Raw genomic sequence first — 25,496 nt, forward strand, 5'->3', positions numbered from 1 at the left:
AAATGTTTATTTAGTTGAGTTATACTTTACGGTTATTAAAAACTGAACAGGGCGCAGGGACGTGTTGCTGGAATCTATCAAGCGTGTGAAGTTTTCGCCCAACTCGCTTACCTTGGCAAAAACATCAAAGGAATGAGACATCTTCATGCGTCGATTCGCCGTGTTACCGCTGTTGCTTGCCCCCATGATCGCCTGGGGCGATTGCACGCAGCACCTGCAAACCTGGGCCCAAGACCTGCATCCAACCTTGGAGCTCGCCACCGAGTTTGTGGTCTGCAAGGTCAATCCCGCAGACGCCAGTCAGGTGCTGGCAGTCTTGCCTTTGATGGTGAACGTCGATGAATACGGGCAAGGCGATTACGGCCTGGATGTGCTGGTGGCCGATGCCGCCAGCGGCAAGGTCATAGCCCACAGTTACCAGGAGGCTGCGATCGCTTCCGACGCGGTGCGGTTTTCAGGCCTGACGCTGGACACCGCACGTTACCAGGTCGCGCCCGGACTGCGGGCATTTGGCGTGCGCATCAGTCATACAGGCTCGTCACGGGCCAATCCGTTCGGCAGCGAAACCCTGAATCTCTACGTAACCGACGGTTCGCAGTTGCGGCAGATCATGGGGCAGTTGGTGGTAAGCGAGAGCAATGGCGAATGGGACGGTGTCTGCGCCGGTGAATTCGGCGAGACGAAGCGGACCCTGGCGATTGGCAAACCTGGCAAGGATGGATTCAGCCGATTGCGGGTTACCGAGGTTTCGACTGGCAGGCAGGCCGTTCTCAAGGGCGAGGATGACTGTGAAGAAATGGAGGTCAAGTCGAGGACGAAGACGTTCAGCCTGGATTATGACGGCGGTCGGTATGGAGTACCGAAGGAATTGACGTACCAGTGAGCTGGACTGGCAATGGGGCTTTGATGGAGGCTGAAATCTGGCCTCCCTCTGGGCATGGTGCTCAATACGAACCTACGCATAATGTATATTATGTTAAATGACGTATTACTAGAGGTGACCTCCTGAGTCGATCACCTGTGGTTTTGCCTGCCGATCACGCTCGAGCTGCCGGCGCCATCTCGACAACTGCACAGCGTCCTTTCGTGCGTACCTTCTGCACCAGTCGCGCTCTGTTGATGAACACATCGATCTGACAGCTGCCTGAGTGCTGCACGTCTTCCCAGTATTCCGTATGCACAATCTGTCCGTTCTGCGGCCCCGTGTAAGTACCCGCGGCTTCACGTGTGACATAGCTGCTGTCGCGCACATACCTGAGCACGACCAGATCCTCCTCCGGCACCACCATGACCTGCCGTGGCACCCCGAAGAAATCGATCAGCTCGCCCACCGGGCGATCTTTCCAGGCTCTGCTGGCTTCCAGCGATGCACAGCCACTGAGCCATGCGGCCAACAGGCCGAATGCTAACAATCGGTTCATAAGGTCTTCTCCCTGAAGGCCGCTTTACTTGGCGGACATCTGTGCGAACCCTTCGTCGATCTTCTGCATGATGGCTGCCTTGGCAGCCTCGCGGTTCAATATCTGGAACAGCTGCGGCCCTGCCTTGGCTATTTGCGATGCCGGCATCACACCCAGGCGCTCCATTTTCCGGGCCTGGCGGTCAGCCGGTTTGCACAGGAAGTCGCGGCTTTGCGCCAACCAGGTGTCAGGTTTGCTCTGCCATTGACTGGAATACTTGGCGTTGTGCAATTCATTGAAAACACTGCGAAAATCCTGCGCACCCATAATGCGTACACGGTTCTTTGCACAGTCGATTTCGACATCGTACGCCGTAAAGTTGGGTTTGCCGGGCTCTTCGTAAAGCTGATAAACGCCCAATGATTTCGCGCCACCTGAGCGATTGAAGATGTTATTGGGGTCGCCGTCTGCGACGAACACCTGGTTCTTGCCCAAGCCACCTTGGTAGTGGACTACCCAAAAGTCGCCCATCAGTACATCGCTCGCCTGGGCAGCGAGGACATTGCATACAAAGGCGACAGGCAGGAGCTGCTTCTTGAACACGATCATGGGGGACAGTCCTTTGCCTATTCTTCGAGGCGATAGTTTCTCGCCTGAACATAAGGCAAAGGGCTATCTAGTACATCCGTCCTATGCACCGCTGATAGCGCAGCGGCCACCCCATTCCGGGTCTTGAGCGCCCTCCTCTGCAGCCTCGCCGAAAGGCCCGACGCCAGTTGCGCATGATCCGTGTAATCAGGGGACGATCTGTCAAAACCGTGTCGTCGATTAGGAGCCGTGCAACGCCCCTGGATTCAGGACACTGGCCGTAACCACGAAGCCAGCACCTGCGGGTGCTTCTCGAACCAGGCGCGCGCTGCTTCGTCAGGGCTCGCGCCGCAGCGGTTGATGGCGTGGTCGAGCTCGGCCACGATGGTGTTGTCCAGGCGGATGTTGTCGAGCACCTGCAGCTGTGCGGCACTGAAACCCGATAGCCGGTCGTCCCGTGCGAGCAATACGGCCCGGTCAACACTGCCCAGCAAACCCTTGGGGTCCTTGAGCTCGCGGATCCGATAGCTGTGATGCAGGAACTGCGGGTGCCAGAGCGGCACTATTCCCCACTTGCCCTCACGCACCAGTTGCTCATAGGCGGCGACGCATTGCTCCTGGGTCCCGGTACGGAAACTGTACCCGGCACTCACCAGGTCATAGTCGACCATCATTTTCAGGGAGAAGCGGGTAATGCCGGCGCCCGCCCCTATACCTTGAATCTGTTTGTGCATGCGTGCGCTGACGCTGGGGTCAAGCAGGTCCTCCACCGACGCGACCATCGATTCCGGTACATAATCGGGAACCCCCCATAATGCATAGGGCGTGTAATGCAGCCCCAGCTCACGGGTTGCTATCTGTTCCTCCACCTGTGCCTTGTAAAGTCCATGGCTTGAAGGTATCCACGCCGACGCGAGCATGTCGATCGCGCCCTCGCGCAGCCGCTCGAAGTTGCGCTCGTGAGGCGCGCTGGAGCGCTCCACCACGAAGCCCATGCGTTGCAACACCAGGGCCACGACCGCTGCTGTGGCATGGTGAAAAGACAAGTCGGTGACGCCGAGCCTGACCATGTTTGCCCTTCTCTCTTGCATATGCCCACGCGCCAATGCCGCTGGCAGCAAAGCCACAGTGGCCAGGGCCTGGATGAATTGTCTGCGCTTGACCGGTCGCATTGCCTGCCCCCTCAGGGATGGGGCGCAACGGCAGATGAAACCGGGTCAAGAAAAATCAGTTGCAAGGGCTCCGCCAACAGCTGGTCGGCCTGCTCGGCAAAACGCTGGAAGTGTGCGGTGGCCAGGTGCGTGTCCAGGGCCTGCTGGTGGTCGAACGCCTCGCGCATGTAGAACGTCCCGGGCTCGTCGCTGCGTTCGAACAGCATGTAGTCGCGGTTGCCGGGCTCCGCTCGGGTTGGCTCGATCAAGGCCAGCAAGGCCGCTTTCAGTGCCGGTGCCTGGCCCTGCCTGGCCTTGAGGATGGCAAGGGAAACAAGGGGGTGATCCTGTCGGTTCATATCGTGCTCCTGGTCGGTTGTCCAAGGCAGGCGCGGTAAGGCCTGCCTTGAGGTGTGTGTCAGTGTCTGCGGGCAGCTCGCCCGGAGTAACCTGGACTGCGCGTCAACACTTTCACGGCTGCAGTGAAAATACCGATCACATCTGTGTCGCCCGTGGCTTGCTGGTATAGCGGTAGAGCAAGTTGGGTTCACTGACGATCAACAAGTGCTCAATGGGTCGGTGCCGGCGCCGCATTGATCTTCAGGCGCATCAAGGCATAGGGTTTCTGCCGCAGGTCCCGCCCGCCTTGGAACAACGCCTGGCGGTGCAGTTGGTTGGCGATGAAGTACAGGTAGCCATCCGGCCCGATCGACAGGGTATCGGGCCAAAGCAGTCGCGGATCATGCACCAGCGTCTGCCAGCGCCCGTCCGGCCAGCGCTTGCGGATGGCGTTATGCTCGTAATCGCCGGCATAGACAGCGCCCTCGGCGTCGGCCTCCATCCCATCGGAAGCGCCCTTTTCACCGAGGTCCTCCACGGCTGCGGCAAGCCGTTGCTCGCTGATGGCAGGGTCGCGCAACAAGGCGGTGGACACGGCATACAAGTGCCGGCTCGACAGCGGCGTGAAGTAGAGCGTCTGACCATCGGCTGACAAGGCGATACCATCGGACGCCACCGACAATGGTTTCGATGTGCCGTCCGGCTGGCTCGCCATCAGCGGTGTCCCCTCGACTACCGGAACAAAGCCTGGTGCCACGGAGGTCGAGAGGGCACCACTGAGACGGCGCTCGGCGCGCCCGCTGGCGATGTCCATCACGATGATCGCCCCTGGACCGCGCAGCGAGGAGTCGGTCACATAGACCGTGCCTTCGGCGCCATGGCGAAAATCAAAGCGCATGTCATTGACGTAGGTGCTGGGCAACATCACGTTTTCCGGGAACACCAGCCGCTTGACGATTCGATTGCTCGCCAGGTCGACCGCGATCAGCTTCGCGCCACCAGGGCGCGGCGTCTGAAACCCCGGTGCCGCAGTGTCCAGCAGCCAGACGCGGCCCCGGCCATCGGCCACCACGCTCTGCACGCTTATCAATCCCTTTGCGGGGTCCTTCGGGTCCTCCTGATTCAACGACAGGTCCGGAAAAGGCCGGACCTCGCCGTCACGAAGCTCGCCAACGGTGAAAGGGACCTTGTCGCCCCAGCGCGGATAGTTGACGAAGATGCGCCCGGTTTCGGCGACGGTGACGCCTGTCGGCATGGCGTCATGGAATGCATGGACCTGCTCGAGCTTGCCGAATGCCCGCTCTGCGGGCGCATGCGCAGAAAGCGCATTGGCATCGATAACCTGCGCAGAGGACATACCTGCCGTCAGTGCGGCGCAGAGAAACACGGTTTGTTTAAGCATGCTTGCTCCTGGCGGACCGGATCGGCCGGTCCGCCGTTGTCTGTCAAATAGGTTTCAGAAGCCTTCCAGAACTATCTTGCCGCGCGCCTTGCCACTCTCGACCAACGCATGGGCACGGCGCATGTTGGCGGCGTTGATGGCTCCGAAATGCTCGCCCAGAGTGGTGCGCAGGATGCCCTGGTCGATCAGCCCGGCCACGCGCTCAAGCAGCGCGTGCTGGCACACCATGTCGTCGGTCTCGTACAGCGAGCGGGTGAACATCAACTCCCAGTGCAATGACAGCGACTTGCGCTTGAGCGGCATGACATCGAGGGTCTGCGGGTCGTCGATCACACCCAGGCGGCCTTGCGGCCGCAGCACTTCAACCAGTTGCGCGAAGTGCTGATCGGTATGGGTGAGGCTGGCGACATGGCTGACCGACTCGATCCCCAGGGCACGCAGTTGCCCTTGCAGCGGCGCACTGTGGTCGATGACGTGATGGGCGCCCAGTTCGCGCACCCAGTCTGCGGTCTCGGCGCGGGAGGCCGTGCCGATAACCGTGAGGCGGGTCAGTTGCCGGGCCAACTGCACCAGCATCGAACCGACGCCGCCGGCGGCGCCGACGATCAGCAGGGCATCGCCCTCTCCGCCGCTCTCCACGATACCCAGGCGATCGAACAACAGTTCCCAGGCGGTGATGGCTGTCAGCGGCAGCGCAGCTGCCTGCGCTGCACCCAGACTGCGTGGTTGATGCCCAACGATACGTTCGTCGACCAGGTGATATTCGCTGTAGCTGCCGGGCCTGGCGATGGAACCTGCGTAGTACACCTGGTCACCTGGCTTGAACAGGGTCACCTGCGGCCCGACTTCACGGACGATCCCGGCCGCGTCCCAGCCAAGTATTTTCGGCTCACGGGTGAAAGTGCCAGCGCGCACCTTGGTGTCGACGGGGTTGACCGACACGGCCTTGACCTCGACCAGAAGGTCCCTTGGCCCAGGGTTCGGCCTGGGCATAAAGATGTCTTGAAGAGACGCAGGGTCTTCAATAGGCAAGCCGTTGTGGATGAAACTGATCGCTTTCATAGGCACTCGCTACTGGATATGGTTTGATTCGTGAATCCAGTCTGGCGTGTCCGGTCCTTGGGAAAAACGGGCCCTGCCCGTGAACACTTTCATTGCAGGAGTGATAATGATCCGTCTCGACGACCTGGGCATCTTCGTTCGCAGCGCCGCGCTGGGCAGTTTTACCGCGGCGGCTCACGAGGCCGATTTGTTGCCCGGCCAGGCGGCCGAGGCGGTCAAGCGCCTGGAGCGTGAGCTGGATGTGCGGCTGTTCGCCCGAACTACGCGCAGCCTGCGCCTGACGGCCGAGGGCGAGCAGTACCTGCCTTCTGCCCTGGCGGCCCTGGAAGCCCTCCGACACGGGCGGGACAACCTGAATCGGGAAAGCGCCCAGTTGAGCGGAACATTGCAGGTGGCCGCGCCCTCCGATCTGGGGCGTAACGTGCTGCTGCCCTGGCTCACGGCGTTTCGTCGCGAACACCCGCAGCTGAACCTGCGCTTCTTTCTCTCCGACCAGATCGCCGATCTGTTCCGTGACCCGGTGGATATCGCCATCCGCTACGGCCTTAACGCCGACGCCAACTATATCGCCCTGCCACTGGCGCCTTGGAACCGCAAGGTGCTAGTGGCCTCACCCGAGTACCTGGCGCGGCAAGGTGCGGTGCAGGCCCCCGAAGACCTGCGCGAACACCAGTGCCTGCTGTACATGCAGCAGGGCCGGATCTACGACAAGTGGCAACTGGGGGCACAGACCGTCCAGGTGCGTGGCGCCCTGCTCTGCGACGATGCCGATATCGCCCGGCGCTGGGCCGTGGCCGGCGAAGGGATCACCTACAAATCCTGGCTGGATGTGAGCGACGACGTGCTGGCCGGACGACTCGTCGTACTGTTGCAGGATCACCCCGGGCCGATCATGCCGCTGAGCCTGGTGTGCCCGCACCGCAAGCAGTTGTCGCCTGCGGTGAGGCAGTTGCACGCCTGGTTGTCGTGCCGCTTCGCCGGGCTCGAGCGCGACTGATCAACGGGAACAGGCAACTGGCGAAGAACAGTTTGTTGGCCTGGATCATGATCAGGGCTCCCGTTCACTGGGCATCGATTTCAGCGAACAGGTACACCAGGCAGAAGCCGTCCATGGGCATCACGGGGTTGGACCAGATCATGCGTGTGTGACGGGCTCGCTCGTTGAAGACCTCCACCAACAGGTCCGAAGCACCATCCAGCGCCTTGGGATGATCGTAGAAGTCCTCGGCCACATTGAGCACGCCTTCGAGCCTGTAAATCTGACGGATCCGGCTCAATTCACCCACCGCATCCTTGAGCTGTGCGATCGCGTTCAACGCCGCCAAGCGGCAGGCCGCATAGCCTTGGCCGAGGTCGAGATCGCGCCCCAGGCGGCCTCGGTACTGCAGTTGCCCATCGACCCAGGGAAACTGCCCAGACGTCATCAGCGTATTGCCGACAATGCTCCAGGGTACATAGTTGCCCAGTGCCGGTGCCGGGCTGGGCAAAGTCAGGCCGGCAGCTTGCAGGCGTGATTCGGGCGTGTCGAGCATGTTCATGGTGAGGTCCTTGTGCTGTTGTTATTGTCAAGCACGCGCAAGGCGCGCCTGGACGCCATGCCGAGGAAAACTCAAGCAGGAGGCAGGTCGCCGCAGATCCTTGTCGAACCAACGGCGTTCAATCTGGGCTGACGGTGTGAGGCGCTTCAATCTCAAGGTGCGGCATGCTCTGGCCAACGATTCGGCTACCCGGCACGTAGTCGAAGATCATCTCGATGGTTATGCCGTTAGGGTCCTCGAGAAACAGTTGGTGTTCGCCGATTTGTGGTATGACGCGTTCACGAAACGCAATACCCAGGGATTGCAATCGTGCCTGGACTTGCACCAGTCCCTCGCAACGCAGCGACACATGATCGAGCGAACCCGATCCATACCCGCCTGGCTTGTCGCCCAGGTACATCTGCAGTTCCTTTGGGTCGCCCTGGACACTGGCGATGTGCAACAGCGGCTGGTCACCGGCATACATCCAGTAACCCGGGAAAAGAAACCCCGGCCGGGGCCCTGGCACCAGGCCGATCACGTGCTCGAAGAACGCTGCGGTTTCTACCCAGAGCGGGGTGCGGATGGTGAAATGGTCGAGTTTAAGGATGCCCATGAAATCCTCCGGATTGGGGGTAATGCCAATAAGCGAGCCGTTGGAACACGCGGCTCATCGCACCGGTACATCGTGTTGGAGACCGGCATTGCGCGTGTCGAGTCTGGCGTGCTCAGTGCCCGGGATTAATCAGCCCTGCCCATGAACACTTTCATTGCACAAGCGACAATCATCCGGCTCGACGCACCGCTTATCTTCGTTCGCCACGTCACTGATAGGCGGGATAGTCGCTGTAACCCACTTCGTCCCCGCCGAACAGGCGGCTGCCCTCGAACTCGGCCAGCGGCCAGTCATGTTGCAGCCGCGCGGGGAAGTCAGGGTTGGCGACGAAGGGACGGCCGAAGGCAACCAGGTCCACCAGACCGGCATCGAGCAGCGCCTGGCCGCGCGTCAGGGTATAGCGCCCGGCCACGATGATCGCACCGCTGAATTCGCGGCGCAGTTGATGGCGGAAGGGTTGCGGAATCTGCGGTGCGTCGTCCCAATCCGCTTCAGCCAGGTGCAAATAGGCGATACCCAAGGTGTCGAGCGTCTGGGCAGCCTGAAGAATGGTAGGGATCACGTCCGGGCAGTTCATGCCACGGGCGGTGATAAAGGGGGCCAGGCGTACACCGGTACATTGCGCGCCGATCTCCCCGGCGACGGCACGGGTGACGTCGATCAGGAAACGGATACGGTTCTCGCGGCTGCCGCCATACGCGTCATTGCGCAGGTTCGAGGTGGTGCGCAAAAACTGGTCGATCAGATAGCCGTTGCCGGCGTGGATCTCGACCCCATCGAACCCGGCTTCGCGCGCATGCCGGGCGGCGAGGCGATAATCTTCGATCACCGCCTGGATATCCTCCTGGTTCAAGGCGCGTGGCTCGCTGACATCGACCATCCGCCCTACCCCATCGTCACCGACCACCCATACCTGCGCATCGGCACGCAGCGCGGAGGGTGCCACCGGCTGGCCATCGTCGTGGAAGCTGGCGTGGGACATCCGTCCTACATGCCACAACTGCAGGAACATGCGCCCACCCTTGGCATGCACGGCATCGGTGACTTGTCGCCAGCCTGCCACTTGCTCGACGCTGTAGATACCAGGGGTGAAGCTGTAACCCTTGCCCTGGGGGCTGATCTGCGTCGCCTCGCTGATGATCAGCCCGGCGCTGGCGCGTTGGGCGTAATAATCCGCCATCATCGCATTGGCCACGTCTCCAGGCTGGGTGCTGCGTGAGCGGGTCATCGGCGCCATGACGATGCGGTTGGGCAGCGTGAGGGCGCCGAGTTCGTATGGGGTGAAGAGTTGCTGCGGGCTGGACATGGGAGGCTCCTGGTCAGATGGGGGCTTGGCTGGGGTGCTGGTAGTCATATGTGGTCGAACTTGAAAGCGAGAGACATGGGGCGACATCGTCGCGCTCTGTCGGTGTCTGCATGATCATTTATTGGAAATGTGCGATAAATATGGCTTTTGGCACATGACTTTTAAGGGATGCTTACAAATGCATGGGCTGGCTGAGTTGAAAGTGCTGGTCAGAACCGCCGAAGCCGGTAGCCTCTCGGCCGCGGCGCGTGAGCTGGACATCAGCCCTGCGGCAGCCAGCCTCACGCTCAAGCGCCTGGAGTCGCGCCTGGGGGTTCGCCTGTTCGCCCGCTCGACGCGCCAGCAGCGCCTGACTGTGGAGGGTGAGCGCTATCTGGAGGCTGCGCGGCTTGCCCTGGCAGCATTGGACGAAGGAGAACGGGCGATTCGCGGGGGGCAGCAGGGTCTGGCCGGAGTATTGCAACTGGCGGCACCTTCAGACTTCGGCCGCAGTGTACTGCTGGGTTGGTTGGATGAGTTGCGCGTCTCGCACCCACACCTGCAGATGCATCTGTTGCTCAATGACCGCCCCAACAACCTGTTCGGCGAACCGGTGGATGTCGCCCTGCGGTTCGGCGTCCCGGTCGATTCAAGCCTGGTGGCCTTGCCGGTGCTGGAGGCGCATCATCGGGTCGCCTGCGCCAGCCCCGCCTACCTTGCCCGTCAGGGGGAGCCTGCATCACCTCAGACGCTGGCCGCCCACTCGGCGATCATCTACCAGCGTCATGGGCGTCCCTACGATGTCTGGCGTTTCAGCCATGGTGACGAGGTCTGCGAGGTCAAGGTCCGCGGCGACTATCGCAGCGATGATGGCGAAGTTGCCAGGCGCTGGGCGCTTGCCGGGCATGGGATCGTGTACAAGGCATGGCTCGATGTCGTCACGGATGTGCGTGCCGGGAGGTTGCGCGTCTTGTTCGCCGACTGGCAGGGAGAGCCTGCGCCGGTCTACCTGATGTGCCCGCACAGGGTTCAGGTCAGTGAACGGGTCAGGGTCCTTCAGGCCTTTCTACGCGAACGCTGCACGTCGTTGGCCGGGACGCAGGGGTAGGCTGCCTGCCGCTCAAGTCCGAACAGGCGTCGTCACCATGTCCACCGCGCACACTGCCAAGCCATATACCCTGCTGGCCAGGAGCAGCCTGCCCGACCTGATCATCCTCGATATCACCATGCCGGAGATGGATGGTTTCCAGGTGCTCGGTGAACTGCGCAAGTCAGCTGAAAGGTACTTCCGCAGCCCCTTGAGCACCGAACACCGACCAGTACCAGCGCGAGTACCAGCACATCCAACGTTGCCAGCGCACGATGGACCATGACGTTGTCCATGACTGCCTGAAAGAGTTGTCATGGCAGGTTCTCCAACCGTGCGCTTAGTTAACCATCACCTCGTCCAGCGTCTGCTCAAGGGTGCTGACCGTGCGCTCGAGATTGTGCAGCTTTTCGAGCCCGAACAGGCCGATGCGGAAGGTCTGGAAGTCGGCCGGCTCGTCGCATTGCAACGGCACGCCGGCGGCAATCTGCAGGCCGTGGCTGGCAAACTTCTTACCACTCTTGATATCGGCGTCATCGGTGTAGCTCACCACCACGCCAGGGGCCTGAAAGCCTGCTGCGGCCACGCTCTTGATGCCTTTGCGGGTCATCATCGCGCGTACCCGATCACCCAGGGCCTGCTGTTCGTCGCAGACCTTGTCGAAACCGTAGGCCTGCATCTCTTTCATCACTTCGTTGAATCGCGCCAGGGCATCGCTGGGCATGGTCGCATGGTAGGCGTGGCCGCCCTGCTCATAGGCCTGCATGATCTGAAGCCACTTCTTCAAGTCGCAGGCAAAGCTGGTGCTTTGCGTCGATTCAATGCGCTCGAGGGCCAAAGCGCTGAGCATCACCAGGGCGCAGCAAGGTGAGGCGCTCCAGCCTTTCTGCGGTGCGCTGATCAGCAGGTCGACCGCGCATTTGTCCATATCAACCCAAATCGCGCCAGAGGCGATACAGTCCAGCACGAACAGGCCACCCACCGCATGCACGGCGTCGCCCACGGCCCGCAGGTACTCATCGGGCAGGATGATCCCTGATGAGGTTTCAACGTGGGGGGCGAAGACAATCTGCGGTTTCTGCGACTCAATGGCCGCCAACACTTCTTCCAGAGGGGCCGGGGCGTAGGCAGCCTGGCGCCCCGTTTCAACCGGCCGGGCTTTGAGCACCGTTGTGGCCGCCGGGATATTGCCCATCTCAAGGATCTGGCTCCAGCGATAGCTGAACCAGCCGTTACGTAGCACCAGGCATTGCTGGCCGGTGGCAAACTGCCGGGCTACCGCTTCCATGCCGAACGTGCCACTGCCCGGGATCACCGCAACCGCCTGGGCGTTGTAGACCTGTTTCAGGGTGGTTGAAATGTTCTTCATCACCCCCTGAAACGACTGGGACATGTGGTTGAGCGAGCGGTCCGTGTAGACCACCGAATACTCGACCAGCCCCTCGGGATCGATAGCGGGATATATCTTCGACATGGTGTGGCTCCTTTGGCAGAGTTGTCCTTGGCATCGACCCTGCCCTAAGCTATTGCAAATGACAAGGGATCAGGCCCACCGCAATCGCCAGCGTTGCCCCTGGCCGACCTCTTCATCTTGGCGACAATCACGCCCCGCCATCGAATGAGCCACATTTACATCAAGCGTCCACTGGTTGGAGTGGCAACGGCTTCCAGCAATGTCCACTTCCTTGCCCCACACGCAAAACTCCTTGTCCCACCCACCACTTTTTCTCGCCCCCACCTCCACCCAAAATCCGCCCCTGACACCATTCCCCGTTCAGGAGCCCACAAATTGCACTATTTCAAACCCCTGGTACTCACCCTAGCCTTGGCCACCACCCAATCCACCCTGGCCGCCAACTGGCAATCCTCCCCCTACGGTCCAAACGACGAAATCGGCGCCGCCAACCTCCTCACCCCCGAGGTGGTCAAGCAAGCCATCAGCCTGGTCAAAACCGGCAAGGCCTACCCCCTCGCCGTCCCCGTCAGCAAGGACCTGCCCGCTTTCCGCCACCGCAGCTTCCACCTCTACAACATCCAGCCCGGCGAACAGGCCGGCCAGACCCTGGGCAAGAACACGTTCAGCTTCAACGACGAGTTGGTCAACGGCTGGACCGGCGTCGGCACCCAGCTCAACGGCATCGGCCATATCGGCATCGACAACGTCTACTACAACGGCAACAAGGCCGCCGACTTCGTAACCGTCGAAGGCGTGACCAAGCTCGGTGTCGAAAAAGTGCCGCCGATGGTCACCCGTGGCGTGGTACTGGACATGACCGCGTATTACGGCAAGGCCATCGTGCCGGGCGGTACGTCGTTCACCGTCAACGACATCAAGACGGTGCTGAAACGGCAAGGCATCACCCTGCGCAAGGGCGACGTGGTGCTGTTCAACACGGGCTGGCTGGAGCTGATCGGTAAGGACAACCAGCAGTTTCTCGCGACCGAACCAGGTATCGACCTACCGGCGGCCGAGTGGCTGGCCGACCAGGGCATCGTCGCCTTCGGCGGCGACACCTGGGCTTCGGAGGTCTACCCGAACCCCACTGGCGAGGAGTTCCCAGTCAATCAGTTCATGCTCGCCAAGCGCGGCATCTACAACCTGGAGCTGATCGACACCCGCGCACTGGTACGCGACAAGGCCTTCGAGTTCCTGTTCGTGCTGGGCCAGCCGCTTTACAAGGGCTCGACCCAGGTCAACATCAACCCGGTGGCCATCTACTGATCGATCGGGTGCCACTCACCCCGTCACCACCTCATACCTCACCCGATGCGCCTCCGTCGGCAACGGCACCTCCCACTTGAACATCATCCGCCGTATATCGTCATTGCGCAGCGATGTATCCCGGCGCTGGTTACGCTGCATGATCTCCTCCTCCGGCCACTCCAGGTAGACGATCTCCACCTGCGCCCCGTAGCCGTACAGCAAGTCCAGCGTCCGGCTGCGCATTTGCGCCGACAAGTGCGTCGAGTTCCACACGAAGGGCCTGCGCTCGCGCAGCAGCGCCTTGGCCCGGTCGATGGCGTAGTGCGCGGCGGCGCCTTCGTTCTGGCCGTGGCGCAGGCCCAGGGCCTGGCGCGCGTCGTCGAACGACACCACCGGCAGGTCCGGGTGGTGTCGGGCAGTCCAGGTGTCCTTGCCGCTGGCCGGCAGCCCGGAGAGCATCACCACCGGGGAGCCCTGGGGTTCGTGCAGCGCGTAGTCCGGGTGCACGCGGGCGCCACGCAGGTACTGAATGCGCGTGTAGTCGTCGGCAAACGGCCGTGGGCCGTACAAACACCCCTCCTCTGCCGCCAGTTCGCGCCACAGTTCGATGGCGGTCAGCACATCGGCCTTGCCAGCATAGTGGCGGCCCTGCATGTCGGCCTCGGCCATGGCGCAGAGCATCCACACCGGCAGCTCCCACGACAGCTTGTGCAGCAGAAACTCCGCGCTGCGTCCGCTGCGGTCGCCCTGCAGGGCGAAGAACGGCAGTTGATGCACGCTGATGATCCGGCAGATCTGTTCGCGCAGCGCGAACGGCACGCCAGCACGCCACAGCAGCAGGCGTGCATCCACCGTGCCCCGGCGCGAGTGGCCGGGTTGGCCGATGCGCCCGGTCTGCGGGTCGATCACCGTGGTGTCGGGCTTGGCGATATCATGCAACAGGGCTGCAAAGAACAGCACGAAGCGCTGCTCGGCGCTGGCGTCGCGGTAGGCGCTCTGCGCCAGCAACGCCTCGACCACCAGGCGGGTATGGACCCACACATCGCCCTCGGCATGATAGGTCGGATCCTGCGGAGTGTCGGCCAGGCGTGCCAGGGCCGGGATGGCCGCAAGGCAAGCGGCGCAGTCCATGTCGTGCCCGGGGTCGGGCACCAGTTGTTGCAGTTGGCGAATATCCATTTCGGGAAGCTCCTTCAGTAGCCGCGGCGTTCGCCGTGCCAGTCCAGGGACAGGCGCGGTGCGTAGAGATCGACGCCTGCGGCCAGTTGATTGGGTATGAACGGTTGGTTGGCATGGTGCTGGTCGGCGTCGAGGATGGCCTGGACAAAGTCCTGGCGCACCCACTTGAGCCGGCCCAGGGTCTGGCGCTCGTCTTCGAGCTTCAGGTACAGCCCCTCCATGCGGCTCGAGCGGTCGCATTGGCGCCAGGCGCGGGCCAGGTCGAGGCCTTCGCGGCGTACCACCTGCTCGAACACATCGCGCCAGCGCGCGGTCTTGGCCAGCGAGTCGCCGAGCAATGCCATCAGCTCGGCGTAGCGGCGCGGTGCCGGGCCTTCGTACAGTACCGGTACCGACAGCACCGGGCCGTCCGCGAGCAGATGTCGGCGCGCCGCGGTGGACAGGAACTGGCCTGTGGCGCGGTCCCACACGTCGAACTCGCAGAAGAAATGCGGCAGGTGGTCGTAGAACACCGAGTGCTTCTTGTGCAGCCACTCGCCATACAGCACGAAGCGGTCTTCAAGACGCTCCAGCAACCAGTGCTCGTGGGCCACGGCCCATTGCTTGAACAGGTTGAACTGGCGCTCGCGGCCTCCGCCGCTGAGGTAATGGCCACGCGATTGCAGGCGTAGCTCACCGCCGTTGGTAAAGCTGATGCCGGCGTTGGCGCCGTCGAGTTTCTCTTCCACCACCAGCCATTGGCCAACCAACGAGCCATAGGCCACCTGGCCGGTATCGCTGTCGCCGTCCTGCAGACGCGAGCCTTGCAGATGCGCTGTGCGGGGGTATTTGAGCAGTTCGAGGGAATGTGCGTCGGCACGAAAATCCATAGTCATGGGTTTCTCCTTGGAAACAGGGAAAAACCGACGACAGGATCAGGCAGGTACGAGAGTGAAGCGCCGCCGCGCGCAGGCACGGGCAGCCATCAGGCACGATGGACCGTCGTCGGTATCAGGCGTGTTTGATGGCGCAGGGCACTGGCTTCACCACTTTGGGGAAAGGTTGCGGGGATTCGAGGGCGCATATTCAACAGCAGGTATCAGTCGCGGGTCAAGCCCTCAATAGCAGCAATGTGATAGCATCTGCGCGCCCCTGGAGGGGCAATTTTTTGATATCCCGCAAGGAATACGCTTCGTGAAAGACTTCGTCATCAGCGTCAACAACATCGTTCTCTACATCTCCCTGGCCGTTATCTGGCTGTTCGCGCTCATCACCCTGTTCACCGGCGGATTCCTGCCAGCCCTGGGTGTCTTCGTGGCCGGCAGCCTCGGATGGTGCATCGTCTCCGGCTTCTGGTTCGTCCAGTCCGCCACTTACGAAGAGCTGCGCAAGCTCAACGCCAGCAAGGACTGAAGCATCCGGGCGGCTAGGCACCTCGCCTCGCAGCGCATGGCCGCCCTCCTCCAAGCCTGGAACCGTTATCGGCCGATCAGTACCGCCTCAGCCTTTATTGCGCAGTGCCTCGACCAGTTGCGCCTTGGTCATGCTCGAACGCCCCTTGATATCTTTGCTTCGCGCCTCTTTCATGAGGCTTTCCTTGGTTTGCGTACCCAGCGACGCACCTGACTCACGCGCATGGCCCTGACGCGTTTGCGCCGCCCGCTTGGCCGAATCGGCGCGTGCTGTCTTCTTTTCGCTCGGCGATGTCTTGCTGCCCGACCCACCGGCCTTGTCACCGCCGCCGGACTGCTTGTTGACGGTAGCCCAGGCGCGAGCCTCGGCCTCGTCCTTGGACAGGCCCTTGTGCTCGTAGCTTTGCTCGATGTGTTCGGCCTTGCGCTTCTGTTTCTCGGTGTACTTGCCTTTGTCTCCACGGGGCATGTCGTTCACTCCTGAGTGAGTTTGGCTGAACGGTTGAAATGATTGCCACGCCCGAAGTGCGATCGACAGGACGAATGGTCGGCCACAGCAGGTTCTATTCAACGTGATAGTCCGCACCTGCCACCGCCTTCACGAACGCACGATCGGCAAGCCGGCGCAGGTCGCGCCACTCGGTCCAGTCGATCAACCGCTGCCGATCCATCTCATCGGCCTGGCGCAACAGTTCGTCGTGGTAGGTGCTTGGACAATGCCGACGCAGGGCGTGGTTGTCGTAGGTGTCGAACCAGCGGTTGACTGCTGCCAGCCGGCATTGCGCCGGGGTCATCGGGTCGCTGAAGGCATTCATCGCGGGCCGCCCTGCTTTCTTTTACGGAAGATGGCTGCGCGCCGTACGAGGTTCCGTCCAGCCGCCTGGATGGTCACCACAACGCAATGCCACTGGTGATCTGCGCCTGAACTTTACCGCGCTCCCTGGATTCCCCTGCATAGACCCGTCACCACAGTGCGCAGGAGATCCAACCCATGAGAGCTTTGATCTGTCGCGGTACCCGCGATGTCCGTATCGATAGGCTTCCGGATCCGGTCGACCTGGATAAGGACGGCCGTGTTTTTCGCGCTACAGCCACACGGAGGGTGCAGCCATGATCGATCCCGCCACCGGCATGAAGCCGGGAGAACGCTATGCCGTGGACAACCTCGAGCGAGTGCATCCGTTCACCGGCTTCTTCCTCGACGGCAAGTACTACCTGGGGCCGGAACTGCTGACCGCCGTGGGGTGGCTGGAGGGGCGGCGATTCATCTTTGACAACCTAGATGCCACGGGCGAGCCGGTGTTCGCGAACCGCATCGCCGGCGAGATCAAGGACCTGGTATTGACCCTGGCGGACGGCACTCCCCTGGCAGTGTCGCGCCTCAAGCATTGGCCCCCTGACGAGGGGGCCGGTGAAGTCGAACAGCCCGGGCAGCGGCCATCGACACCTGAAGCCCCAGCCTTCGCAGCGGTGCAGGGGCGGCGTCTGCTGGCGGGTGTCGAGCGCCTGCAACGCCACCCCGCAGCCATCCTGGCAACCGCCTTGGCCCTGGGATTCGTGGCGGGCTGGGTGCTGGCGGCACTTGAACGCAAGCGCCAGTAGGCGGACCAGGCACGCGTGCGCCCTACCCTGGTCTGCGTCTGTCACTCACTGCCATGTGAGGCTTGAAGATCAGCGTAAAGCTGCCGGTCAGGCGCGCACGCAATTCCTTGGGCATGGTGTATCCGAAGTGGACAAGCCATGCGCCGTCACCCAACAGGAAGGTATCGCCCCGATAGCGCTTGACCTCGGTTTCGCTGATGCCGATTTCCATTGCCACTTCCAGATCGGTCGGGGTGGTCACCATTTTACAAAGGCCTCGGGCAAAATTTTTATTGGAAGGTAAACAGCGCGTGTTCGACTTGAATAAGGGCGCTTTACCCCCCGGGCGTTCAGGCCAAGTCGCAAGTGTCGGACGAATGGCAGCTGCTGTAACGCGGTGGAGCGCTGGCAGGGTCAAGACGTTCCATAAACCCAGCCGTGAAAATCCGATCGACCTCTGGCCGCACCTCGACGTCCCATGAAAGGACGCTGCACATCCCCGAGGGCAACCAGGAGGCGAGCCACTCATGAATGACCGCATCATTGAACTGTTCACCGATACCACGCTATTCGGTATCTCCATCCTCAACTTGCTGCTGGCGTTGGGTGTCGCCACCCTGACCTTTGTCGCGGCGCGGGCGGCGATCAGCTTCGTGCAGCGGCGGGTGCGCCGCTGGTCCGAACACGACGGCGCGTTCAGCCAGGTGCTGGCCAAGGTGCTCGGCGGCACCAGCAATGCCCTGCTGTTGCTCGCCTCCCTGCTGGTGGGCCTGGGTATGCTCGACCTGCCGGAGCGCTGGCTGGCCCGGGTGGGCAGCCTGTGGTTCGTGGTGGCGGCGCTGCAGATCGGTCTATGGGCCAACCGCGCCATCGCCCTGGGCCTGCGCCGCTATTTCGCCCGGCACGGCAACGAGGGGCTGAACCAAGGCAGCGCGCTGGCCACCCTTTCGGCCTGGGGCGCGCGGGTACTGCTGTGGTCGGTGGTGGTGCTGGCCATGCTGTCCAACCTGGGGGTGAACATCACTGCCTTCGTCGCCAGCCTTGGCGTGGGTGGCATCGCCGTGGCGCTGGCGGTGCAGAACATCCTCGGCGACCTGTTCGCCTCGCTGTCGATCGCCGTGGACAAGCCCTTCGAGGTGGGCGACTTCATCGTCGTCGGCCCCCTGGCCGGCACGGTAGAGCATGTCGGGCTGAAGACGACGCGGATCCGCAGCCTGGGTGGCGAGCAGATCGTCATGGCCAATGCCAGCATGATCAGCAGCACCATCCAGAACTACAAACGCTTGCAGGAGCGACGCATCGTCTTCGAGTTCGGTTTGTCCTATGACACCCCCACCGATGCGGTGAAAAAGGCTCCTGTCATCATCGAGGAAGCGATCAAGGCGCAGGGCCAGGCGCGCTTCGACCGCGCGCACCTGCGTGGCTTCGGCAAGGAGGCGCTGGAATTCGAGTGCGTGTATATCGTCAAGGACCCCGGCTACAACCTGTACATGGATATCCAGCAGGCCATCAATTTCCACCTGCTGGAGCGTTTCTCCAGGATCGGCGCCAAGTTTGCCGTGCCGGTGCGGGCGATCAAGGTCACCGCTTTACCCCAGGAAGACATGCTGCGCTTCAAAGAGGCCTGAACGCCTTTGGCCGGTGATCAGCGCCATAGCGTCATCAGGGCGCCTCGTGCGCCGGTCACCGGATCTTGCGCTGGCCGGGGCACGGCGGCGATGCGCGCCAGCGCCTGGTCGTGCGCGCCGTCCTCGGGCCGCTGAATATCGTACTTCTCCTGCCCAAGCGGATAAGCCCCCACCACCAGGAAGTCCTCGCTGTGCTCGACACAGCAATGGCCGGTGCCGGCCGGCAGGACCAGGACATTGCCTGCTTTCACGGTCAACGTCTGGCCGCCCGCGCCGCCCAGTGTCACCCGCGCCTGCCCGCAGGCGACACCCAGCACCTCATGGGCATTGGGGTGGAAATGCTGGTAGTCGAAAATGCCGTCGCGCCACAACGGCGTCCATTGGTGAGCGGCGAACAACGCCTCGAAGGCGCCGGCGTTGTCCTCGGCCGGTGCAAGGCGCAGGCGGTAGAGCAACACGGCGAAGCGGCTGTTCGGCGTCGCGCCGTCATCGGCGAAATGCAGCGTCTTCTGCGGCTGGGTGGTGCTGTCGAGGGCAAGCATGAGGGCCTCGCGATGAGGTTGGGCGATACCCTTGAGAATCCGCTGCCAGCGTCGAGGTTCCTGCCGGGCGACCAGGTACATCCAGTGAAACTTTCCCCTTCGCGGCCCAGTCCAGACCCTATCCATCACTGACAGGGACACGACGATGACAACGACGGTAGGTGACTTCCTGGTCGAGCGTTTGTACCAGTGGGGCGTGCGGCGTATCTACGGTTACCCGGGCGACGGCATCAACGGTGTGTTCGGCGCGTTGAACCGGGCCAACGGCAAGATCGCGTTCATTCAGGCCCGCCATGAGGAAATGGCCGCGTTCATGGCCAGCGCCCACGCCAAGTTCACCGGTGAGTTGGGCGTATGTATCGCCACCTCGGGCCCCGGTGCCTCGCACCTGCTCACCGGGCTGTACGATGCGCGCATGGACCACCAGCCGGTGCTGGCCATTGTCGGCCAGCAGGCACGGGCGGCGCTGGGCGGGCACTATCAGCAGGAGTTGGACTTGCTGTCGATGTTCAAGGATGTGGCCGGGGCGTTCGTGCAGCAGGCGTCCACCCCTGCCCAGGTACGCCACCTGCTCGACCGCGCGGTGCGCACGGCCGTGGGCGAGCGCCGGGTAACCGCGATCATTCTGCCCAATGACCTGCAGGACCTGCCCTATGAAGCGCCCGCCAGGGCCCATGGCACCGTGCACTCCGGCGTCGGCTACAGCAAGCCGAGGGTACTGCCCTACACGGCTGACCTGCAGCAGGCCGCCGACGTACTCAATGCCGGGCGCAAGGTGGCCATCCTGGTCGGTGCCGGCGCCCTGCAGGCGAGCGAACAGGTGGAGGCGGCGGCCGAAAAGCTTGGGGCGGGCGTGGCCAAGGCGCTGCTGGGCAAGGCCGTGCTGCCGGACACCCTGCCCTGGGTCACCGGTTCCATCGGCCTGCTTGGCACCGAGCCCAGCTACAAGCTGATGACTGAATGCGACACCTTGCTGATGATCGGATCCGGCTTTCCCTATTCTGAGTTCCTGCCCAAGGAAGGCCAGGCCCGCGGCGTGCAGATCGACCTGCAGCCCGACATGCTCGGCCTGCGCTACCCGATGGAGGTGAACCTGGTCGGTGACGCCGGCGAAACCCTGCAGGCGCTGCTGCCATTGCTCGAACACAAGCCCGACAGGCGCTGGCGCAAGAAGATCGAAGGCTGGCGCGCGCGCTGGGACAAGACCCTGGAAAAACGCGCCCTGGCCAAGGCCGACCCGATCAACCCGCAGCGGGTGGTGCACGAACTTTCCCCGCGCCTGCCGGATACGGCCATCGTCACCAGCGACTCCGGTTCCTGCGCCAACTGGTTCGCGCGTGACCTGATGATCCGCCAAGGCATGCAGTGTTCGTTGTCCGGTGGCCTGGCGTGCATGGGCGCCGCCGTGCCCTATGCGATCGCCGCCAAGTTCGCCTACCCGCAACGCCCGGTGATTGCCCTGGTGGGCGACGGTGCCATGCAGATGAACAACCTGGCCGAGCTGATTACCGTGGCCAAGTACTGGCAGCAATGGGAAAACCCCAAGTGGATCTGCGCGGTGTTCAACAACGAGGATCTCAACCAGGTCACCTGGGAGCAACGTGTCATGGAAGGTGACCCGAAGTTCGAGGCCTCCCAGTCCATACCCGACGTGCCCTACCACCTGTTTGCCATTTCCATCGGGCTGCAGGGCATCTTCGTCGAGCGCGAGGACGAAGTCGCCAGCGCCTGGGAACGGGCCCTGGCCGCTGACCGTCCGGTGCTGATCGAATTCAAGACCGACCCCAACGTGCCCCCGCTACCGCCGCACATCAAGCTGGAGCAGGCGAAGAAATTCGCCAGCACCCTGCTCAAGGGCGACCCTGACGAGGTTGGGGTGATCGTGCAGACGGCCAAGCAGGTGCTGGGGACGATTCTGCCTGGCAAGCATTGATGTTCCGGCCTTACGACAATCCGTTGGAACTTCGCCGCAGGCCCGAGGCCTGCCCTTTCAGACCTATCAAAAAAGGAGACACGACGATGAGTGCACAACTGAACGGCAAGCGCGTGGCCTTTCTGGTCACCGACGGGTTCGAACAGGTGGAGTTGACTGGCCCTCGTAACGCCCTGGAAAAGCATGGCGCGGTGGTCGACATCCTGAGCGAAAAAGAAGGGTCTGTGCGCGGCTGGAATCACGACAAGCCCGCCGACGAATTTGCCGTGGATGCAACATTCGAGGCTGCCCAACTCGATTTGTACGATGCCCTCGTGTTGCCTGGCGGCGTGCAGAACTCCGACACCATCCGGCTGATACCCGGCGCGCAGAAACTGGTGAAAAGCCATGATGCTGCGGGCAAGCCGCTGGCGGTTATCTGCCACGGTGGGTGGTTGCTGGTCTCAACCGGCCTGGCCAAGGGCAAGCGGATGACCAGCTACAAGACGTTGCAGGATGACATCCGCAACGCCGGCGGCACCTGGGTCGATGAACCGGTGGTGGTGGACGGCAACCTGATCACCAGTCGCCAACCGGACGATATCCCGGCCTTCAACGAGCAGTTGATCGCAGCGTTGGGCCGCTGACATTGGCGCATGGCCCCCTCGTCCCACGCCTGCATCGAGCCGGGGCCATGCTTTGGGTTGTTCACGCCAGCTGGATATACACCGAATAACTACCCAGCAGCACCCAGAACACCAGGAAGATCCACGGGGTACGCAGTGAAAAGAGCAATGACTTGCGATGCCCCGCACGTGAGGTTTCGGCCTCGCAGAACAGGGGGGACTCGTCGTAGGCCAGCCCCATCAAGGGCTCGCTGCGCAGCAAGTGGCTCTGCTTGAGTTGCCAGTGATCGATGATGTTGTAAGCCGCGCGAATGCCTGGCCAGGCATTGAGCGAACTCAGTACCCCGAGCAGGGCAAGGAACGCGGGCACGATCAGGGTGAACATCTCGCCCCACCCTTGATTGAGGTTGCCCATGGATGAGACGAACGCGATGACCAGAAACGACTGGGCTGCCAGATAGGCGTCCGTGCGGTTGGCCAGGATGCTGGTTTCGTACTGGATCTCACGCCGGTAGAAGTCCAGGCGCTCCTTGGGCGAGCCGAACATCCTGGCGTTATGTTCGGTGATTTCGTGTTCGGGGGTCGATGGGGTGATGATTCTAGGCACTCGGTTCTCCTGCGGTTAGGCTCCGGGCAAGAAGAATCGAGGAGCTCGCTGTGGTAGAACCGCTCATGCAGGGCAAAATTCAATTCTGTTTGGCGTTGACCGAATCGGCACCGCCGCCCTGCTTTCAGAGATCCAGGGCGCCCCTGAGCAAGGCGTTGAGCATCCCCGCCACATCATCCCCCTGCTCGTCCAGCACACGCAGCGGAATCCCCTGCAACACCGCTTGCGAACCCGCCACCCCGGTCAGGGCCATCGGGCAGGCAATCTCCATCTGCAATGCGCGCAGCCGCCTGGCCAGGCCGGCGTTCACCGGCCCTTGCACCGCGATCACCAGCGCTGCCGGCAGGGTTGCCGCGCACACCAGCGGAAGTTCCTCCAACGGCTGTCCGCAGCCGAGCACGTCGACGCGCTGTTGCTCGGCGCTCAGCAGCAGGCCGGTACACAGCAACGGTAGTTCGGCATGCCCCTCGGTACCGGCCAGCAGCACCCTTGGCGCATCGGCCTGGTTCATCTGCAGGCGCAGCAGCAGGCGGGCGCGCAGGAAGGTGTCGAGGAACAACCATTGGCTGCGTTCCCCGAAGGCCCTGCCTGCCGCCATTTCCTGCCACACCGGCAGCAGCACCTCACGCAGCACGGTAGCCTTGGGCAGGAGCGTGAACAGCTGGCCATGGACACCTTCCAGCGCCCGTGCATCGAATGCCATCGCCGCCCGTTTCACATTGGCGCGCCAGTCGTGGAAGGCCGAGTCCTGCTGCACGGGCGCCTGGCGCTGGGCGGCGAGCATTTCGCCGACCTTGCTGATCGGCAGGCCGTTGGCAGTCCAGTGCAGGATGTCGCGGATGCGCTGCACGTCGCCGGGCGTGTACAGGCGATGGCCACCGTCGGTGCGCTGCGGGCGGATCAGCCCGTGGCGGCGCTCCCAGGCGCGCAAGGTCACCGGATTGATGCCGGTCAGGCTGACCACGTCGCGCATGGGCAATAAATCGGGTGAGATGGCTTCGGTCATCAGGAGGGATCGTCGGAAAGATGGCACATTCTAAACCCATACGCTCTTTCTGCGGCGAGCTCAGGTAGGCCATTATGTAGCGAATCGCGCCGGCGCTTTGTACCGTTGCGCCCGCCATACCGCTTAGGCTTTCCATGGGTGTCCCCAATGATCAACGCAAAACTCCTGCAACTGATGGTCGAGCACTCCAACGATGGCATCGTCGTCGCCGAGCAGGAGGGCCCAGAAAGCATCCTGATCTACGCCAATCCTGCCTTCGAGCGCCTCACCGGCTACTGCGCGGACGATATTCTCTACCAGGACTGCCGCTTTCTTCAGGGCCAGGATCGGCAACAGTCGGGCATCGCCGCGATCCGCGAGGCGATCCGCAAGGGCCAGCCCTGCCGCCAGGTGCTGCGCAACTATCGCCAGGACGGCAGCCTGTTCTGGAACGAATTGTCCATCACCCCGGTGCGTAACGAGGCGGACCAGCTGACTTATTACATCGGCATTCAACACGATGTCTCGGCGCAGATCGCCGCCGAGGAGCGGGTGCGCGAGCTGGAAGCCGAGGTCGCCGACCTGCGTCGCCAACTGGCGGCGGCCGGTCTCTGAGCAAAATATCTGTACAAGAACGTTGACTTGTACAGATTTAAACGTAGGCTTCGTTTATACCTGTACAAAAATACCGGGTTGTACAGGATTTCCCGGAGCCGAGCATGTCAACGTACCTGCAGAATTTCGCCGAGCGCTTCGCCCAGCTCGATGGAGAGCACCTCGAAGCGCTGGAAAACCTGTACAGCGAGAACGTCACTTTCCGCGACCCGCTGCATCAGATTGATGGGCTAAGCGACCTGCGGGCCTATTTCGCCCAGCTGTACGCCAACGCCCATGACATCCGTTATGTCTTCTCTGGTGTCGACGAGGTGAAGACCGGGCAAGGGTACCTGCGTTGGACCCTGCAGTTTCGTCACCCCCGGCTGGCCGGCGGTCGCCCGGTTTCCCTGCAAGGCTGCAGCTACCTGCAATGGCATGATCGGGTGCATCTCCACCAGGATTTCTTCGACGCAGGCGCCCTGCTCTACGAGCATGTTCCGCTGATGGGCGGGGCGATTCGCTGGCTCAAGGGGCGGTTGGCATGAGCCGCTGCTGGTTGACCGGTGCCAGCAGCGGCATCGGCGCGGCGCTCGCGCAGTGCCTGCTGGAGCAAGGCCATCAGGTAGCCCTGGGCGGTCGCCGGATCGAGCAACTGGTGCCTTTTGCCGAGCGCTTTCCCGGGCAGGTGCTGCTGGCCAACGGTGATCTGGACGATCCGGAGCAGGTCACGCAGATAGCAGCCCGCATTCGCCAGGCCTGGGGCGCACTGGACCTGGCGATTTTCAACGCCGGGACCTGCGAATACCTGGAGCCCGGCCGGTTCGATCCGGCGCTGGTCGAGCGCGTGATGCGCACCAACCTGCTGAGCCTCAGCCATTGCCTGGCGGCCGCCCTGCCCCTGCTGCGGGCCGGCGCACGTCCTCACCTGGTGGTGATGGGCAGCTCGGTGACCTGGCTGGCCTTGCCCCGGGCCGGTGCCTATGGCGCGTCCAAGGCCGCCGTGCGCTACCTGGTGGAGTCGCAGCGCATCGATCTGACGCAAGCCGGCATCGACGTCACGCTGGTCAACCCGGGCTTCGTCGACACGCCACTGACCCGGCGCAACGATTTCCCGATGCCGCAGCTGTGGTCGGCCCAGCGCGCCGCCCAGCACATCGCCAGACGGCTGCCGCGTCGCCCCCTGGAAATAAACTTCCCGCGCCTGTTCACCTGGGGATTGCGCCTGCTCGGAGCGCTGCCGGCGCGGGCGCGCCTGGCATTGGGCCGGCGCCTGGCACGTCAAGAAACGGACTGAGCA

Annotated in this window: 30 protein-coding genes and 1 pseudogene; 13 read left to right on the top strand and 18 right to left on the bottom strand. The window is 62.6% G+C overall.

What is annotated here, in order from left to right; all coding sequences use genetic code 11:
* Positions 1 to 145 precede the first annotated feature (145 nt).
* Complete coding sequence (locus KHO27_RS09525) at positions 146 to 883, top strand: PA3715 family protein (protein ID WP_214501673.1); 738 nt, start codon at positions 146 to 148, stop codon at positions 881 to 883.
* Between the two features lie 154 nt (positions 884 to 1,037).
* Here KHO27_RS09525 and KHO27_RS09530 read toward each other — a convergent pair whose 3' ends face one another.
* From KHO27_RS09530 to KHO27_RS09555, 6 genes are all read right to left on the bottom strand, one after another.
* On the bottom strand, positions 1,038 to 1,421 hold the full coding sequence (locus tag KHO27_RS09530) for a hypothetical protein (RefSeq protein ID WP_214501674.1): 384 nt from the start codon (positions 1,419 to 1,421) through the stop codon (positions 1,038 to 1,040).
* A gap of 24 nt (positions 1,422 to 1,445) precedes the next feature.
* Entirely contained in the window at positions 1,446 to 2,009 is a 564-nt protein-coding gene (locus tag KHO27_RS09535) for a hypothetical protein (protein WP_214501675.1), read from the bottom strand.
* 245 nt (positions 2,010 to 2,254) lie between these two features.
* The gene (locus KHO27_RS09540) at positions 2,255 to 3,160 is read right to left on the bottom strand and encodes a glycine betaine ABC transporter substrate-binding protein (protein ID WP_110703440.1); all 906 of its coding nucleotides are present in this window, start codon (positions 3,158 to 3,160) and stop codon (positions 2,255 to 2,257) included.
* A gap of 11 nt (positions 3,161 to 3,171) precedes the next feature.
* Positions 3,172 to 3,498: a putative quinol monooxygenase gene (locus tag KHO27_RS09545; protein ID WP_110703443.1), complete on the bottom strand. Its 327-nt coding sequence runs from the start codon at positions 3,496 to 3,498 to the stop codon at positions 3,172 to 3,174.
* A 209-nt stretch (positions 3,499 to 3,707) separates the two neighbouring features.
* The gene (locus KHO27_RS09550; RefSeq protein ID WP_110703446.1) at positions 3,708 to 4,880 is read right to left on the bottom strand and encodes an L-dopachrome tautomerase-related protein; all 1,173 of its coding nucleotides are present in this window, start codon (positions 4,878 to 4,880) and stop codon (positions 3,708 to 3,710) included.
* A gap of 54 nt (positions 4,881 to 4,934) precedes the next feature.
* Complete coding sequence (locus tag KHO27_RS09555) at positions 4,935 to 5,942, bottom strand: zinc-binding alcohol dehydrogenase family protein (RefSeq protein ID WP_214501677.1); 1,008 nt, start codon at positions 5,940 to 5,942, stop codon at positions 4,935 to 4,937.
* Positions 5,943 to 6,048: 106 nt separating this feature from the next.
* On the opposite strand from KHO27_RS09555, the gene KHO27_RS09560 reads away from it, so the two are divergent.
* Entirely contained in the window at positions 6,049 to 6,939 is an 891-nt protein-coding gene (locus KHO27_RS09560; RefSeq protein ID WP_110703451.1) for a LysR family transcriptional regulator, read from the top strand.
* 64 nt (positions 6,940 to 7,003) lie between these two features.
* Here the strand turns inward: KHO27_RS09560 and KHO27_RS09565 are convergent, their stop codons facing one another.
* The 3 genes from KHO27_RS09565 to KHO27_RS09575 all read right to left on the bottom strand — a co-directional run bounded on the left by KHO27_RS09565 (position 7,004) and on the right by KHO27_RS09575 (position 9,381).
* Positions 7,004 to 7,480, bottom strand: a complete 477-nt coding sequence (locus tag KHO27_RS09565) for an Atu1372/SO_1960 family protein (RefSeq protein ID WP_214501678.1) — start codon at positions 7,478 to 7,480, stop codon at positions 7,004 to 7,006.
* Positions 7,481 to 7,598: 118 nt separating this feature from the next.
* Positions 7,599 to 8,075 carry a VOC family protein gene (locus tag KHO27_RS09570; RefSeq protein ID WP_214501679.1) on the bottom strand — a complete coding sequence of 159 codons (477 nt, stop codon included), beginning with the start codon at positions 8,073 to 8,075 and terminating at the stop codon, positions 7,599 to 7,601.
* A 208-nt stretch (positions 8,076 to 8,283) separates the two neighbouring features.
* Complete coding sequence (locus KHO27_RS09575; protein ID WP_214501680.1) at positions 8,284 to 9,381, bottom strand: alkene reductase; 1,098 nt, start codon at positions 9,379 to 9,381, stop codon at positions 8,284 to 8,286.
* 178 nt (positions 9,382 to 9,559) lie between these two features.
* On the opposite strand from KHO27_RS09575, the gene KHO27_RS09580 reads away from it, so the two are divergent.
* Together KHO27_RS09580 and KHO27_RS26200 are read left to right on the top strand one after the other, a co-directional pair.
* Positions 9,560 to 10,468 carry a LysR family transcriptional regulator gene (locus KHO27_RS09580; protein WP_214501681.1) on the top strand — a complete coding sequence of 303 codons (909 nt, stop codon included), beginning with the start codon at positions 9,560 to 9,562 and terminating at the stop codon, positions 10,466 to 10,468.
* A gap of 37 nt (positions 10,469 to 10,505) precedes the next feature.
* Positions 10,506 to 10,733 (top strand): response regulator, encoded by a 228-nt coding sequence (locus KHO27_RS26200; RefSeq protein WP_250888435.1) that lies wholly within the window; start codon positions 10,506 to 10,508, stop codon positions 10,731 to 10,733.
* A 54-nt stretch (positions 10,734 to 10,787) separates the two neighbouring features.
* On the opposite strand, the gene KHO27_RS09590 is transcribed toward KHO27_RS26200, so the two are convergent.
* The gene (locus KHO27_RS09590) at positions 10,788 to 11,921 is read right to left on the bottom strand and encodes a pyridoxal-phosphate-dependent aminotransferase family protein (protein WP_110703462.1); all 1,134 of its coding nucleotides are present in this window, start codon (positions 11,919 to 11,921) and stop codon (positions 10,788 to 10,790) included.
* A 315-nt stretch (positions 11,922 to 12,236) separates the two neighbouring features.
* On the opposite strand from KHO27_RS09590, the gene KHO27_RS09595 reads away from it, so the two are divergent.
* Positions 12,237 to 13,169, top strand: a complete 933-nt coding sequence (locus KHO27_RS09595; RefSeq protein ID WP_110704371.1) for a cyclase family protein — start codon at positions 12,237 to 12,239, stop codon at positions 13,167 to 13,169.
* 15 nt (positions 13,170 to 13,184) lie between these two features.
* Here the strand turns inward: KHO27_RS09595 and KHO27_RS09600 are convergent, their stop codons facing one another.
* Both KHO27_RS09600 and KHO27_RS09605 read right to left on the bottom strand, forming a co-directional pair.
* Complete coding sequence (locus tag KHO27_RS09600) at positions 13,185 to 14,330, bottom strand: AAA family ATPase (RefSeq protein ID WP_214501682.1); 1,146 nt, start codon at positions 14,328 to 14,330, stop codon at positions 13,185 to 13,187.
* A gap of 14 nt (positions 14,331 to 14,344) precedes the next feature.
* The gene (locus KHO27_RS09605; RefSeq protein ID WP_110704367.1) at positions 14,345 to 15,205 is read right to left on the bottom strand and encodes an RNA ligase family protein; all 861 of its coding nucleotides are present in this window, start codon (positions 15,203 to 15,205) and stop codon (positions 14,345 to 14,347) included.
* Between the two features lie 298 nt (positions 15,206 to 15,503).
* Between KHO27_RS09605 and KHO27_RS09610 the strand changes: the two genes are divergently transcribed.
* Complete coding sequence (locus tag KHO27_RS09610) at positions 15,504 to 15,722, top strand: hypothetical protein (RefSeq protein WP_050705559.1); 219 nt, start codon at positions 15,504 to 15,506, stop codon at positions 15,720 to 15,722.
* An 87-nt stretch (positions 15,723 to 15,809) separates the two neighbouring features.
* Here the strand turns inward: KHO27_RS09610 and KHO27_RS09615 are convergent, their stop codons facing one another.
* A complete protein-coding gene (locus tag KHO27_RS09615) occupies positions 15,810 to 16,190 on the bottom strand; it encodes a termination factor Rho (RefSeq protein WP_110704365.1) in 381 nt (126 codons plus the stop codon).
* Between the two features lie 94 nt (positions 16,191 to 16,284).
* Positions 16,285 to 16,536 carry a hypothetical protein gene (locus tag KHO27_RS09620; RefSeq protein WP_102681973.1) on the bottom strand — a complete coding sequence of 84 codons (252 nt, stop codon included), beginning with the start codon at positions 16,534 to 16,536 and terminating at the stop codon, positions 16,285 to 16,287.
* Positions 16,537 to 16,831: 295 nt separating this feature from the next.
* Here KHO27_RS09620 and KHO27_RS26205 point away from each other — a divergent pair.
* Positions 16,832 to 17,102 (top strand): annotated as a pseudogene (locus KHO27_RS26205) (short chain dehydrogenase); the annotation flags it as partial.
* A 243-nt stretch (positions 17,103 to 17,345) separates the two neighbouring features.
* Here KHO27_RS26205 and KHO27_RS09630 read toward each other — a convergent pair.
* Complete coding sequence (locus KHO27_RS09630) at positions 17,346 to 17,567, bottom strand: hypothetical protein (protein WP_110704363.1); 222 nt, start codon at positions 17,565 to 17,567, stop codon at positions 17,346 to 17,348.
* Between the two features lie 262 nt (positions 17,568 to 17,829).
* Here KHO27_RS09630 and KHO27_RS09635 point away from each other — a divergent pair, with 262 nt between their 5' ends.
* Complete coding sequence (locus tag KHO27_RS09635) at positions 17,830 to 18,930, top strand: mechanosensitive ion channel family protein (RefSeq protein ID WP_214501684.1); 1,101 nt, start codon at positions 17,830 to 17,832, stop codon at positions 18,928 to 18,930.
* A gap of 17 nt (positions 18,931 to 18,947) precedes the next feature.
* Here KHO27_RS09635 and KHO27_RS09640 read toward each other — a convergent pair whose 3' ends face one another.
* On the bottom strand, positions 18,948 to 19,472 hold the full coding sequence (locus KHO27_RS09640) for a cupin domain-containing protein (RefSeq protein ID WP_214501982.1): 525 nt from the start codon (positions 19,470 to 19,472) through the stop codon (positions 18,948 to 18,950).
* Between the two features lie 145 nt (positions 19,473 to 19,617).
* On the opposite strand from KHO27_RS09640, the gene KHO27_RS09645 reads away from it, so the two are divergent.
* Both KHO27_RS09645 and KHO27_RS09650 read left to right on the top strand, forming a co-directional pair.
* The gene (locus KHO27_RS09645) at positions 19,618 to 21,405 is read left to right on the top strand and encodes a thiamine pyrophosphate-requiring protein (RefSeq protein WP_214501685.1); all 1,788 of its coding nucleotides are present in this window, start codon (positions 19,618 to 19,620) and stop codon (positions 21,403 to 21,405) included.
* An 86-nt stretch (positions 21,406 to 21,491) separates the two neighbouring features.
* Complete coding sequence (locus KHO27_RS09650; protein ID WP_110704357.1) at positions 21,492 to 22,031, top strand: type 1 glutamine amidotransferase domain-containing protein; 540 nt, start codon at positions 21,492 to 21,494, stop codon at positions 22,029 to 22,031.
* 61 nt (positions 22,032 to 22,092) lie between these two features.
* Here KHO27_RS09650 and KHO27_RS09655 read toward each other — a convergent pair whose 3' ends face one another.
* A complete protein-coding gene (locus tag KHO27_RS09655; RefSeq protein ID WP_023630687.1) occupies positions 22,093 to 22,617 on the bottom strand; it encodes a hypothetical protein in 525 nt (174 codons plus the stop codon).
* 124 nt (positions 22,618 to 22,741) lie between these two features.
* Positions 22,742 to 23,623 (bottom strand): MerR family transcriptional regulator, encoded by an 882-nt coding sequence (locus tag KHO27_RS09660; protein WP_214501686.1) that lies wholly within the window; start codon positions 23,621 to 23,623, stop codon positions 22,742 to 22,744.
* Positions 23,624 to 23,770: 147 nt separating this feature from the next.
* Between KHO27_RS09660 and KHO27_RS09665 the strand changes: the two genes are divergently transcribed.
* The 3 genes from KHO27_RS09665 to KHO27_RS09675 all read left to right on the top strand — a co-directional run bounded on the left by KHO27_RS09665 (position 23,771) and on the right by KHO27_RS09675 (position 25,493).
* Positions 23,771 to 24,217, top strand: coding sequence for a PAS domain-containing protein (locus KHO27_RS09665; RefSeq protein WP_214501687.1), 447 nt, complete (start codon positions 23,771 to 23,773; stop codon positions 24,215 to 24,217).
* Between the two features lie 104 nt (positions 24,218 to 24,321).
* The gene (locus KHO27_RS09670; protein WP_198754162.1) at positions 24,322 to 24,744 is read left to right on the top strand and encodes a nuclear transport factor 2 family protein; all 423 of its coding nucleotides are present in this window, start codon (positions 24,322 to 24,324) and stop codon (positions 24,742 to 24,744) included.
* Positions 24,741 to 25,493, top strand: a complete 753-nt coding sequence (locus tag KHO27_RS09675) for an SDR family NAD(P)-dependent oxidoreductase (RefSeq protein ID WP_102681966.1) — start codon at positions 24,741 to 24,743, stop codon at positions 25,491 to 25,493. The genes KHO27_RS09670 and KHO27_RS09675 overlap by 4 nt, the downstream gene beginning before the upstream one ends.
* The last annotated feature ends 3 nt before the right edge of the window (positions 25,494 to 25,496 follow it).

The sequence above is a fragment of the Pseudomonas sp. RC3H12 genome (genome assembly GCF_018596375.1).
Taxonomy (GTDB): Bacteria; Pseudomonadota; Gammaproteobacteria; order Pseudomonadales; family Pseudomonadaceae; genus Aquipseudomonas.

Excerpts from the sequence above, each read along its gene's own strand:
- KHO27_RS09525 (WP_214501673.1), top strand. The coding sequence starts at position 146 with ATGCGTCGATTCGCCGTGTTACCGCTGTTGCTTGCCCCCATGATCGCC.
- KHO27_RS09530 (WP_214501674.1), bottom strand. The coding sequence starts at position 1,421 with ATGAACCGATTGTTAGCATTCGGCCTGTTGGCCGCATGGCTCAGTGGC.
- KHO27_RS09535 (WP_214501675.1), bottom strand. The coding sequence starts at position 2,009 with ATGATCGTGTTCAAGAAGCAGCTCCTGCCTGTCGCCTTTGTATGCAAT.
- KHO27_RS09540 (WP_110703440.1), bottom strand. The coding sequence starts at position 3,160 with ATGCGACCGGTCAAGCGCAGACAATTCATCCAGGCCCTGGCCACTGTG.
- KHO27_RS09545 (WP_110703443.1), bottom strand. The coding sequence starts at position 3,498 with ATGAACCGACAGGATCACCCCCTTGTTTCCCTTGCCATCCTCAAGGCC.
- KHO27_RS09550 (WP_110703446.1), bottom strand. The coding sequence starts at position 4,880 with ATGCTTAAACAAACCGTGTTTCTCTGCGCCGCACTGACGGCAGGTATG.
- KHO27_RS09555 (WP_214501677.1), bottom strand. The coding sequence starts at position 5,942 with ATGAAAGCGATCAGTTTCATCCACAACGGCTTGCCTATTGAAGACCCT.
- KHO27_RS09560 (WP_110703451.1), top strand. The coding sequence starts at position 6,049 with ATGATCCGTCTCGACGACCTGGGCATCTTCGTTCGCAGCGCCGCGCTG.
- KHO27_RS09565 (WP_214501678.1), bottom strand. The coding sequence starts at position 7,480 with ATGAACATGCTCGACACGCCCGAATCACGCCTGCAAGCTGCCGGCCTG.
- KHO27_RS09570 (WP_214501679.1), bottom strand. The coding sequence starts at position 8,075 with ATGGGCATCCTTAAACTCGACCATTTCACCATCCGCACCCCGCTCTGG.
- KHO27_RS09575 (WP_214501680.1), bottom strand. The coding sequence starts at position 9,381 with ATGTCCAGCCCGCAGCAACTCTTCACCCCATACGAACTCGGCGCCCTC.
- KHO27_RS09580 (WP_214501681.1), top strand. The coding sequence starts at position 9,560 with ATGCATGGGCTGGCTGAGTTGAAAGTGCTGGTCAGAACCGCCGAAGCC.
- KHO27_RS26200 (WP_250888435.1), top strand. The coding sequence starts at position 10,506 with ATGTCCACCGCGCACACTGCCAAGCCATATACCCTGCTGGCCAGGAGC.
- KHO27_RS09590 (WP_110703462.1), bottom strand. The coding sequence starts at position 11,921 with ATGTCGAAGATATATCCCGCTATCGATCCCGAGGGGCTGGTCGAGTAT.
- KHO27_RS09600 (WP_214501682.1), bottom strand. The coding sequence starts at position 14,330 with ATGGATATTCGCCAACTGCAACAACTGGTGCCCGACCCCGGGCACGAC.
- KHO27_RS09605 (WP_110704367.1), bottom strand. The coding sequence starts at position 15,205 with ATGACTATGGATTTTCGTGCCGACGCACATTCCCTCGAACTGCTCAAA.
- KHO27_RS09615 (WP_110704365.1), bottom strand. The coding sequence starts at position 16,190 with ATGCCCCGTGGAGACAAAGGCAAGTACACCGAGAAACAGAAGCGCAAG.
- KHO27_RS09620 (WP_102681973.1), bottom strand. The coding sequence starts at position 16,536 with ATGAATGCCTTCAGCGACCCGATGACCCCGGCGCAATGCCGGCTGGCA.
- KHO27_RS09630 (WP_110704363.1), bottom strand. The coding sequence starts at position 17,567 with ATGGTGACCACCCCGACCGATCTGGAAGTGGCAATGGAAATCGGCATC.
- KHO27_RS09635 (WP_214501684.1), top strand. The coding sequence starts at position 17,830 with ATGAATGACCGCATCATTGAACTGTTCACCGATACCACGCTATTCGGT.
- KHO27_RS09640 (WP_214501982.1), bottom strand. The coding sequence starts at position 19,472 with ATGCTTGCCCTCGACAGCACCACCCAGCCGCAGAAGACGCTGCATTTC.
- KHO27_RS09645 (WP_214501685.1), top strand. The coding sequence starts at position 19,618 with ATGACAACGACGGTAGGTGACTTCCTGGTCGAGCGTTTGTACCAGTGG.
- KHO27_RS09650 (WP_110704357.1), top strand. The coding sequence starts at position 21,492 with ATGAGTGCACAACTGAACGGCAAGCGCGTGGCCTTTCTGGTCACCGAC.
- KHO27_RS09660 (WP_214501686.1), bottom strand. The coding sequence starts at position 23,623 with ATGACCGAAGCCATCTCACCCGATTTATTGCCCATGCGCGACGTGGTC.
- KHO27_RS09665 (WP_214501687.1), top strand. The coding sequence starts at position 23,771 with ATGATCAACGCAAAACTCCTGCAACTGATGGTCGAGCACTCCAACGAT.
- KHO27_RS09670 (WP_198754162.1), top strand. The coding sequence starts at position 24,322 with ATGTCAACGTACCTGCAGAATTTCGCCGAGCGCTTCGCCCAGCTCGAT.
- KHO27_RS09675 (WP_102681966.1), top strand. The coding sequence starts at position 24,741 with ATGAGCCGCTGCTGGTTGACCGGTGCCAGCAGCGGCATCGGCGCGGCG.